13 protein-coding genes and 1 pseudogene are annotated in these 10,426 nt (G+C 38.6%); all 14 read right to left on the bottom strand.

Features of this window, described 5'->3' with window-relative positions:
* Nucleotides 1–166: 166 nt before the first annotated feature.
* Nucleotides 167–334 carry a DUF2087 domain-containing protein gene (locus ACFIMX_RS10325; protein WP_375694449.1) on the bottom strand — a complete coding sequence of 56 codons (168 nt, stop codon included), beginning with the start codon at nucleotides 332–334 and terminating at the stop codon, nucleotides 167–169.
* A 33-nt stretch (nucleotides 335–367) separates the two neighbouring features.
* Nucleotides 368–586 (bottom strand): hypothetical protein, encoded by a 219-nt coding sequence (locus ACFIMX_RS10320; protein WP_375694448.1) that lies wholly within the window; start codon nucleotides 584–586, stop codon nucleotides 368–370.
* A gap of 114 nt (nucleotides 587–700) precedes the next feature.
* The gene (locus tag ACFIMX_RS10315; protein WP_375634983.1) at nucleotides 701–865 is read right to left on the bottom strand and encodes a hypothetical protein; all 165 of its coding nucleotides are present in this window, start codon (nucleotides 863–865) and stop codon (nucleotides 701–703) included.
* Nucleotides 866–874: 9 nt separating this feature from the next.
* Complete coding sequence (locus ACFIMX_RS10310) at nucleotides 875–1,468, bottom strand: hypothetical protein (RefSeq protein ID WP_375694447.1); 594 nt, start codon at nucleotides 1,466–1,468, stop codon at nucleotides 875–877.
* A complete protein-coding gene (locus tag ACFIMX_RS10305; protein ID WP_375694446.1) occupies nucleotides 1,425–2,027 on the bottom strand; it encodes an MFS transporter in 603 nt (200 codons plus the stop codon). The genes ACFIMX_RS10310 and ACFIMX_RS10305 overlap by 44 nt, the downstream gene beginning before the upstream one ends.
* Before the next feature lie 117 nt (nucleotides 2,028–2,144).
* A complete protein-coding gene (locus ACFIMX_RS10300) occupies nucleotides 2,145–2,330 on the bottom strand; it encodes a hypothetical protein (protein ID WP_375639771.1) in 186 nt (61 codons plus the stop codon).
* A 62-nt stretch (nucleotides 2,331–2,392) separates the two neighbouring features.
* A complete protein-coding gene (locus ACFIMX_RS10295) occupies nucleotides 2,393–2,620 on the bottom strand; it encodes a hypothetical protein (protein ID WP_375655388.1) in 228 nt (75 codons plus the stop codon).
* A 613-nt stretch (nucleotides 2,621–3,233) separates the two neighbouring features.
* Nucleotides 3,234–4,211, bottom strand: a complete 978-nt coding sequence (locus ACFIMX_RS10290) for an aminotransferase class I/II-fold pyridoxal phosphate-dependent enzyme (RefSeq protein ID WP_375694445.1) — start codon at nucleotides 4,209–4,211, stop codon at nucleotides 3,234–3,236.
* A gap of 400 nt (nucleotides 4,212–4,611) precedes the next feature.
* A complete protein-coding gene (locus ACFIMX_RS10285) occupies nucleotides 4,612–5,850 on the bottom strand; it encodes a DUF2087 domain-containing protein (protein ID WP_375639774.1) in 1,239 nt (412 codons plus the stop codon).
* Between the two features lie 10 nt (nucleotides 5,851–5,860).
* Nucleotides 5,861–6,655 (bottom strand): hypothetical protein, encoded by a 795-nt coding sequence (locus tag ACFIMX_RS10280; RefSeq protein WP_375694444.1) that lies wholly within the window; start codon nucleotides 6,653–6,655, stop codon nucleotides 5,861–5,863.
* 86 nt (nucleotides 6,656–6,741) lie between these two features.
* Nucleotides 6,742–7,935 carry an MFS transporter gene (locus ACFIMX_RS10275; protein WP_375639776.1) on the bottom strand — a complete coding sequence of 398 codons (1,194 nt, stop codon included), beginning with the start codon at nucleotides 7,933–7,935 and terminating at the stop codon, nucleotides 6,742–6,744.
* Nucleotides 7,932–9,122, bottom strand: a complete 1,191-nt coding sequence (locus tag ACFIMX_RS10270) for a hypothetical protein (RefSeq protein WP_375639778.1) — start codon at nucleotides 9,120–9,122, stop codon at nucleotides 7,932–7,934. The genes ACFIMX_RS10275 and ACFIMX_RS10270 overlap by 4 nt, the downstream gene beginning before the upstream one ends.
* A gap of 65 nt (nucleotides 9,123–9,187) precedes the next feature.
* Nucleotides 9,188–9,337, bottom strand: a complete 150-nt coding sequence (locus tag ACFIMX_RS10265) for a hypothetical protein (RefSeq protein ID WP_375639779.1) — start codon at nucleotides 9,335–9,337, stop codon at nucleotides 9,188–9,190.
* Nucleotides 9,338–9,854: 517 nt separating this feature from the next.
* Nucleotides 9,855–10,426: pseudogene (locus ACFIMX_RS10260) on the bottom strand (DUF3792 domain-containing protein); the annotation flags it as partial.

Genomic DNA, 10,426 nt, shown 5'->3' with positions numbered 1-10,426 from the left:
ATCCGCTAACTTTTTGTAACAAAAAAACTGCTCACAATTCCTTGAACTCCAAACTATCTATACCACTAAATACTAAGGGGGCGCATAGCTGGCCTAAATTCTCTTTACAGAAAACAAAAAAACAAAACGCTGCACAAGAAAAACTCAAATGCTTGAATTTTTTCTTTCAACGTATGCTCTGATATTTGCTTGCATATCGTCTTAAAAATCCATTTTCCACCAAGGTTCGTCTTAATCTCGCAAAATCTAAAGTAAAAAGGCTACATATTTTTGATGTTTCTGTTTCGCGATAGTTTTTTCCTATTTGAAATGCTTCTGCAATTTTTGTAAGTATATCTTCTGTTTCTAAATGGCGATCGCTAAAATTTTACATATTTCGTACATTTTTATCTTCTAGCGCTTGCCATAATTTATCGATTGCTTGAAATCCCTTTGTTGTGTTTTGAATAAGACTAAGGTTTAAAAGGCGATTAATAGATTTGTGAATGTTTTTGGTCTCTGAATTGACAAGTTTGAGGATATCAGAAAGAATTTTAGCACCAAGTATAATAACAGTATAGACAGCGCGTAGTGTCGGTGAGGTCATGGCAGAAATGAGCGAATTATAAGAAAAATGATTTGGCTGTATTGCACATGGATATCAATAGAATATTATTCGTGCAGAATGTAGCTACCTTACGCTTGTCTACCCCATAATCCTTTAAGCTATGAGACAATTTGCAACGGAGTTTACAGAGCAATCTTTAAAGACCGTTTTGAGCTTTTTTGTCGCAGAGTGTGTTACAAAATCATAATTGAGCCATTTATGGCGAAGTGTTTTAGGCACTCTTGTTGTGCCACCGGTTGCAAAAATTATATGTGACATGGAAGCTGCTTATTTTTTAGTTTGCATGAGGCACAGGCAAGAAGCAAAGGCGGAGGCACCAACAATCATGCAAAAGGTGAAAGCGATATGATTGTTGAAATGGCTGATGATCCATCCACTTGTCCATGAGCCGGCAGCTTGGCCAATATTTGAAATAACAAGAATATAACTAAAAAGAACGCTGGCAGAGAGAGATGAGGTTGTTTTCCCTGCTTGATAGTATATCTCTGGAATCATGACAGATTCATAGACACTGTAGGCAATTAATGCAGTCACAGCGGTAAAGACCCCACCCATGAGGAAAAATGAGGAGAAACTTCCCATAAGCCATAATAGGTAGAAAGTTGATTTATCAGAAAGGCTGAGATGTTTATTGATTATTCCTTGCCAGATACAAATACTGATGCCAACAATTGAAAAGAAAATTCCACTATAAGGGGCGAGATTTCTGTCAAATTTACTGAGAAGTGTTGTGGTGGTAATGAAAATTCCCATGAGGAATGCACAAAGCAAAGCCGTGACCAGCAAATAAGCAATAGAACGATTTATATTATTGTTTTTAAAGAAGAAAGAAGAGATTTTTTTGTTTTTTATTCTTTTCAAGAGATAATGTTTTATGCGGGTAATGATAAACAATTTGAATGGATAGAACACAAAGATACAAACCAATGAGTGCAAAAAAAGCCATTAAGAAGGTCGATGCGTTGTATTTTATAGCACTCGTTGCAACAAGAGGGGCGATAACGACAGCAGCATTTTGAAAAAAAGAATAGAGAGTTAATGCGCGCTTAAGAGCATTTTTATTGAGATGTTCTGATAAAATTTCTCTCAAAAATGGCTTTGAAATTGCTTTCGAAAAAGCCATTAAAGTAAAAAAGATCAACCATGCAGAAGGTGTGAGCGATAGGATAATGCATACAAAAGCGCTACTCCTTAAAATAAAGGCGGTAGCCATTAAAAGTTTACGCGAAAATCTTTCTAATAAACCCGTTATGGTTACCATGAGAATGCTTTCAAGGATTACTGATCCAGCGAGATAAAAAGCAACATTGGCAGCAGTTATGAGAGAAGAGTTTCCAAGCAGATGGAGTACAAAGAAAAAGGAAAATTCAGAAAGAAAAACTGTGCTATAGATGAAAAAAGTTATTTTATTTTTGCCCATGGAATTTCCATAGAAGTGTCGTTAAATGATCAAATACATTTTGTTGTATCTCTTGAGGAAGTTTTGTCAGCCCTGTTTCTGCTATGCACATTTCGTTGAAATAGTATCCTTCTTGATTCACCAGCCAGTCCACTGCAAGAATATTGTTTTTTCTACGATGTTTTTAGAAATACCGAGCATTTCAGGATAGAATTTTTTCTTGCCATATGCGGTTATAAAAGCTGCTTCAGTAAGAATCGTATTTTTGCCGCCGCGTGCAACATTTCCAATATAACCGTCTCCTTGAGGTGTGCGAAATTTCACAAAACAGAGTTTTCCTGATATGAAGAAAAATCTTACATCCTGTGCATCCTTTACAAAAGGCATTAAAAATATTCAGAAGAAGAAGTTGAAATCAGATTTCCTATACTCATTGTATGTTGTAATCCATCTGATTTAATGACACCAAATCCCATTCCTGAGCTAACGGGTTTGAAAATGAAAGATTTATATTCTGATGAAACAAAAGATGTGATTGTAGGTACTGTTTGTTTATGATAGCCACACATCGTGAATGGAAGCACTGGAGCTCCTAGCTTACGTGCTAATGCCATTTGCGCAATCTTATCCCAGTCAAGATTTTCTATGCCATAAATGCATTCGTTAAGAAGGTGTGTACCACTTATCCTAAAATAATTTCTTAATGTGAGACTGATGGCTCTTGCTTGTGGTTTAGATCTGCTTTGGATAAAATATATGCAGAATGATCTGGATTCAGTGGAATACCTTGATATAAAAAAATAAATTCATCTGCATGATTTGCTTTGATAAGGCAGTCTTCTAATTTTAAAAACTGGAATTTGATGTCTCTTTTATTAAACTCTTCTGTATATTCTGAATAGGAATATTCTATATCTTATGCGTTGGCATATTCTTCTTGCGCAACAATCCAATAAAGTTCCATTGCTAAATCCTTTTCATGACGATATTTGATGGAGAGAAAATATTTTAATTATTTCATCGACTTTGAGAATGTATAAAGCCGCTAACGATTGATATTGGTGTTGAGTGCGTTTCTTTATTATTTTAGCCATGAGCTGATTAAAACGGTCTTGTGGTTTTAGTTGCGTTTGCATGATTTAGAAGAAATCTTTTCTATGTGTTGGTTTCAAAGCCATAGGCTTTAATTGTAATATTGCGGACGCATTTTTATAAGCTGTTATGATCTCAGTAAGCAGAGGAAAGCTCTGTCAATTCATTCATATTTGCTGCAAATGTTTCGAGGTCATGTTTAGTGTGTGCTGCTGATATCGCTACGCGAATAATGCTTTTCTTTTTAGCCACTGTTGGATACATTGCCGCTGTAACCAAAAAACCGCGCTTTCTTAAATTATATGAGGCACTTATCGCTTTGTCTTCAGCACCCATAAAGATAGATCTAATGGGACTTAGCGGTTCCTGTACCTCAATGTTGGAGACTCTTTGATCAAAATAAGAAATATTTTTATGCAGTTCACGTTGAAGTTGGTTAATTTCTTGTGAAAGATGAATATCTGCAGAAGCAAGGCAAGCTGCTATTCCTGGGAGAGAAGGTGGACCACTAAAAATATAATTAAGCGCATATTTCTTAATAAACGATGCAGCTTCTTTGTTGCTAAATGATGATGAACCACCATGAGAGCCAAATGTTTTTGACAAAGAAGAAATTAAAATAAGATTCTCTTCGTATTTTTCTAATAAATGAAGTGTATAACCACAGCCGTTTTTTCCTATGATTGAGGTGCCATGTGCATCATCCGCATAATAATATCCACCGTAGAGTTTTGCTAATTTGGTTAATTTTTTAACGTCATTTGCTCCTCCTATAGAACCGAGAGAGTCAGATATCAAAACAGGCGTTCTATTTTGTAATTTACTTTCCTGTAGGTTTTTCTCTAGTGTTGCAATATCTTTAAATGGGATTCTTATATAATTTCCAAATTGTTCAAGTATACCACGTAAAATTTGCACTGATGCGTGCGTTTCTTTATCGATAATCCATACAACACCATTTGCTGTTATAGGATATCCTGGAAGTTCTCCTGAACCTAATATGGGCATAACTGCAAGATGGGTTGCACCTACGGAATTAAATATGACAGAGTGGGAATCAAGAAAAATGGTGTTTAGCTTTAACTCAAGCTCATCAAATAATATACATTTCACATGCGTTCACGCAGCTGCATATTGCACACCAAATCTCTCTACGGAAGACTTTATGGCATTACTTAACGCTGGATGACGTTCTAGCCCTAGATACGAACATGACATAAAATCAATATAAGTCTTTCCTGATTTAGCAACAATACCGCGCCCGGATGTTCGCGTAACAATCGTAAGATCATTGAGACCTTGATCCTATATCTTCTCCTGATGGGTTTGACTGTTTCTAACCCTATTTAATAACTAATTGACATCTCGCACTCTTGTTCCTCCCCATTGCATCTCTTGCGAAGAGAGCACGCTAATCTCATCTCCATAGATTGTTAACATATGAATGGGATGAATGATTTTGTAACCTTTTAATGAAATTATATTTTTTTAATGGAAGGTTATTCATTCTCTTTTAGCGCATGCGTTGATATTTTCCTCCATGGCGTTGTAAAAAACCTCTCTCAACAAGAGTGCGTCGTAATCGGGCAAAGTCTATCGTAAAGAGGTTGTATATCTTGGAAACTTCCGTTTCGCTATAGGTTTTTCCCATTTGAAAGGCTTCACCAATTTTTGATAGCATCTCTTCTGTTTCTAAATGGCGGTCGCTTAAATTTTCCCTCTCCCGCTCATGTTTATTTTCTAGCATTTTCCACGCTGTCTCTTCGGCTTGAAATCCTTCTGTTGTGTTGTGAATAAGTCCAAGATTCAAAAGGCGATTGATGGATTTGTGAATGTTTTTGGCATCTGAATCGACATGTTTGAGGATATCAGTAAGATTTTTTGCACCAAGGATAATGGTGGCATAAACAGCGCGCAGTGTCGGTGACGTCATGGCAGAGATCAGTGAATTGCGGGTATTGCGTTTGTGAAGGGTTTCTTTTCCCATGGGCAAAAGATCGTTGCGAATGGGAAGTTCATTGATTTCTATGAGTTCTGCTTGGAGTGATTGTGCGCGTACAATTTGTTCGGCTGGGGTGCGTTTGCGAATAATTCCCAGACCACCTTGGCGATATTTGTGGTTTTCGGGGAGTGTTAAAGCCTCATAGGAGCCATCAAGCCGGTAGAGAATTTCTTCCCAGATGGGAGTTCTAACACGTCGAACACGTTGTTCGCTATTGTGAGCAATTGTTGTTGTCATGGTTGGTTCATGCAGACATAGATAACCACCAGCGGTGATGTGTTCCCAAACTGTGGTAACAAATCGCACATCATCTGCGGGCGTTCCAGCATCAAGCCAAACAAAATCTATTGGTCCCCAAGATTTGAGGGTGCTTTCATCAAGAGAGAAAAAATTCTCATGGATAAATGTTACCATGTTTTTTTCAATACCGTCTTGAAGCAGTTTTTGCCATGCTTCTTCGGCTGATTGGCCTTCTGCTGAAAAATCATCAATGGTGATAAGCCGTGGTTCGTAATTTTCAGGAATTCCTGAAGGATCAAGCAAAGCTGTACGCTCTTTCCAGGTGGAAGATTCTAAAAGTTTTTTATCTTGTTGCCATGATAATTTCGCTTTTTGAAGTGCTTTTGCGATAAAGCGCGTACTATCACCAGCACCGATTTCAATGACTGTGTGCGGTCTTGCCATTTGAATAAGCGCATGGATTAGTTGAGCACTATTTTCTGTTCCCATGCCAGGTCTTATCAGCTGCATCTTTTTATCCTTATAATTTTATCAATCGTAGCATTCCTGCTTTTACAAGAAACTTTATTGAATCCTCTAGCGGATATTGAAGATGCATTGGTGTGGCGGCTTGCTGCAAGAGATGTTTTGTTTTTTCATGAAGCCGGATTGTGCGTCCATTGAGTTGATTAATGGCAAGGAACCCAAGAGAAGAATCTATGATAATACATGTTGGCTCTCGTAAAAGAGCGGTTGCATCATTTTCTGAAAAGGCTTTTTGATTTGTTTCGATGAGACCGTGTCGTAGCAGTGATATCAAAAGACTTCCAGAGGCAAGAAGAGTACCATTGAGTTTGATTTCTTTTAAGGATTGGACAAGGCAGCCTTCACGAAGTGCTTCAAATGTGGGAAAGTCGAATCCGCCAAATGCCGCTCCTTTTGTAGAAACAATGGTGATGGGTTGTATTTGCCGTTTGCCAATGAGTGCTGGTTTGTTTTTTATTATTTGTACATTTTTTGCCCATTGAATGCGTGATAAAGGATTGAGTTTAGAAGGGTAGACAGCGAAAGAATTGATGGCTATGGGCGGCGTTGGTTTTTGCAATTCAAGCGTGTGGATGCTTTCATTCAAGTCATGTAGCATATAGTCTGCCAGTTGCCATACATAACCACCTGTTCTATTGTAAAAGTTTAAGCCTATAGGGTCTTGTTGCATGATGTTAAACCGGTTTCTTCTGCTTTGAAATATCAAGTTTTGGCAATGGTTGTTTGCTGGGGTTGTTTGTTCCTCCACACGAGAGTGATTTAAATCACATTGGTTGTTATAAAGACGCATCGGAGATACAACGATTTGATCGGATGATAATTGTTATGCAATTTCTAGGGCATGACTTTTTTTAAGAGACAAGATGATAAAATTTATTAAGCATTCTCCCATTCCTTTTTTTGCAGAGCGCTGTTGACGATAAAACCTAATATGCCTGTGATCATGGTAATGATGCTGATGATAAGGAGTGTGTATTGGGTGTGATGCACTTTTACAAAACCTGCACTGATAAAACCAATGCACACGGCTGTTTGTATGATGAAGATATAGGCGGGCATTTGACTGTTTCGTTGTTCTTTTGGGATGGCTTTCATCATAAAACTTGCCATGAGTGCATTTTGTACACCGTTGGCACTCCCAAGGATAAAAAATGACAGCATCATGAGCCATATAAGTGGTGTTAAGGAAAAACAGAAAATGGCCAAACCAATGGTTGCAGCAGCCAGTGATGCTCCAGCGGCATTGCCAAGGCGGTGGAAAAGGCTAGAGAAACAGAGTGGACCAACCACAAGGCCAAGACTGATCATGCTGCTGATCATTCCATAAGTTTGTGCACTGAAGGATAGCTCGGTGCGGATGCGGACAATCGACAATACATTGAGGGTGGAGGTGAGGATGATGGTAATGATGAGGGGGGCAAGAGCAGAGACAACCTTTTTTTTACGCAAGAGCCCTTTTAAATCTAGGCCCTTTTTGGTTGGCTGTGTTGTGCTTGTTGTTGGCACATGCATTTTTAAACTTTTAAAACAGCAAGTGGTGATTAAGGCGGCACAGAGAACCATGATGGATAGTGCAAAGAGCCCTTTTTGCCCGTTTGATAAACCATACAACATGCCTCCTAACAGTGGTCCAGCAATATAGCCAAGATTACGGACTGTTTGGATAATGCGGTTGATACGGTCTAATTGCTGATCATTTTTTGCGAAGTCAGGTACGGCAACGAGGATAGCAGACCAAAACAGTGAACCTGCACAACCCAGTGCGAAAGAAAGAGCAATATAAAACCAAAACTGGTTGGCGATTGCGGCTGTAGCTATGAAGAGTGCTTCAAACAATAAAACAACAGTCACTGTGTGCGCTGGCTGGAAGCGGTGCAAAAGACGCGGGGCAATGGGACCTGCACAAATTCCTCCTATAAGCCCTGCAAAAAGCAGCATTGAAATGGAGGCTGTACTTTCTGCTAAGTGTAAAGCAAAAGTGACTTGAGCCGTTTCATCGGCAAAGCTGCTTAAGCCCAAAACAAGAAAAAGTCCTATTTGGGCGAAAATTATGGATTTTTTCTTTGTCACAATGCTCCCCAAGATGCTAAAGCTTTTACGGTTTTTAAAATTTCTTCCTGCGCATATCTGTAGGATTTATCATTTAATTTTGCTAGATCTAATTTTTTTCCTAATGAAAGTTGGGAAAGGAAGCTCTCTAAATGAGAGCTATACTCGAAATTGGCACAATGCCCATTTGCAGCGATGAGGAGTTCTTTTGTTTCTAGTAAGGGCACCCATTGGAGGGTCGCGAGTGGGCGCAGAGTGATTTCACTTTCAATTTCGGAAACGTCAATAAGGGGGCGCTTGACACATAAACGTGAACTTGTATCGCAAATTAATTGAGAAACAAGCATATGGCGTTTTAAGGTACCATGTGTGATGGCAGAGTTTAGTGCGGAGTGCTGAAAAGCATTATCAGGGTTTAAATTTGCTCTTCCTGATGTGCGGATATCATGTCGCGTTCGATCATCAAGATGGAGTAAATGCTTGACATAATCTCTATGGTGTTGTGCATCATGTGCTGTTTCCCAAAAAGCGACATTGATATTTACAGCAATCTTTTCTCCCGTTTCGGCAACATGGAAGGCATCATGAGGAAAATAGGCAACGCGGTCTGTCCGATTTTGCAGCGCAATTGCTGTTGTTTTATGTTGCTCATATTCAGGATATTTTAGCCCTTGGAGGTCTCTTCGTGTGCCAGGCCAAGCAAACATTGTTTTGCCATCCTGTAGAGTAAAACCAAAATTATGGGCGTGATCCACATGGACTCCAACATAGGTAGAAGAATATCGGCCGATGAAGCAGTCAATATCCACGCGTCCACCGGGTCTAAAACCTAAAGAATGTGCTAATTGATCTGCAAACTTTTTTGCTGCATCCCATAGTGCAGGGGTTGCAGCGTATAACCCATAATACATGACTGCCCATTCTTGCCCTTCGGCATATTGATCAACGCGGGCAGTATACTCTTTTATAGTCCTATCCGTCTCTAAAACAAGAAAGTTTGGAAGAGGATGTGGGCTCCGCACGCCATTAACCACTGTTATGACTTCGGATTTAGGATTAGACGCTGAGAGTTTACAAGGATGTAGAGCGTATTGCCTTAGAGCGTCCAACACATCCCTTTCACTGAAAGGGATGTGTGAAATTGACAATTCAGCTGCTTGCTTAGCCCAAACTTTTTGAGCAAAGTCCTCTGAAAATAATTCAAACATGCACTTAAATATGCTTAATTTTTTAAAGTTTGATGGATAAGCAGATCTGTATTAACAATACATTCTTAAACTTCGAGCGAACCATTCATATCAAGTTCATCTTGATATACTTGAATATCGCTGCGCTGAGCGTATTTACTCCCTCCCCTTACTGGCTCAATCTCTTCAGCAGCTAACTCAATAACATCTTTTACTTTATTAAGTGAAATATTCATATATTCCTCCCCTTATAATTGATAAAAATACATGATAATTTAAATGAAAAACTACCACATCTTAACGCGTAGCATGGGTTTATTTTTTTGTCAAATGTCATGTTGTTTGAAAATATTTCTTATTCTTTTTGAAGTTATATCATTGTTTTTTTGAGGTGTTTTTTAGTAATATCATTGAAGATGAGTATTTGCTTTTTTCTTAACAACAAAGAAATACCTGATTTTTTTGCTCTTTTTTTTGAAGGGATACACTGCATATAAAAGAGCTCTCTATGTTCTTATTAAAAAGAGAGGTTGTTCTCTTCGAAGATTGTTGATTTTTTTTAAGGCAGATGAGCACAATATTCTCTCATCATTTGTGTATTTTGCTTTCAAGTTTGAATTTTAAAAAGCTTTGTCTGAATATTGTAAGGTCGTAAGTTGCCATTTATCCAAAAAGCTTTTCACGCAGGTGCAAAAAAAGCTGTACGGATTGTACAGCTTTTTATTGGTTTTATACTTTCTAAGCTATAAATTTTTAAAGCATGAAAAAGTCTTTGCGGCTTCTGTATCCATAATAGCCAAAAACGCTGGAAATGACGGCGCCGATCAAGCTTCCTAAAAAGCCCCACCATCCCATATTGGAGGCTGTGTTCGTGACTTTCGTGGCTGTGTTTTTTGCACCCTTAACAGCATCTTCAAGATTGTCTGAGAGTGTTTCTGCCTGTTCTTCAAGGGCTTTGATAGCTTTTTCGGTTTTTTCCTCTGCGCTTTGATAGAGTTGAACAGCATGGTTGGCTGCTGTTTGTGCATCNTTCGGTTTTTTCCTCTGCGCTTTGATAGAGTTGAACAGCATGGTTGGCTGCTGTTTGTGCATCCGCACGGGTCATGCCATCCTTCATAAGCGCGTTGATGATATCACTTCGATCAAATTTTGTTGTGAGATCTTCTACACGATCAGAAAGGCGCTCACCAAGATTTTTTAAAGTGGTGCGATAGTGAGAAGGATCATTTTTGAAAGCTTTTATCGCAGAACCAATATCATTGAGTGCAGCTTGATAGGTTTGTTTCAAGCGATCAGGGTTGAGAGCAGGAATGTCACTTTTATTG

Source organism: Bartonella sp. AD24XZML (assembly GCF_042196485.1).
Taxonomy (GTDB): Bacteria; Pseudomonadota; Alphaproteobacteria; order Rhizobiales; family Rhizobiaceae; genus Bartonella.
This window is presented reverse-complemented; position numbering and strand designations above follow the sequence as displayed.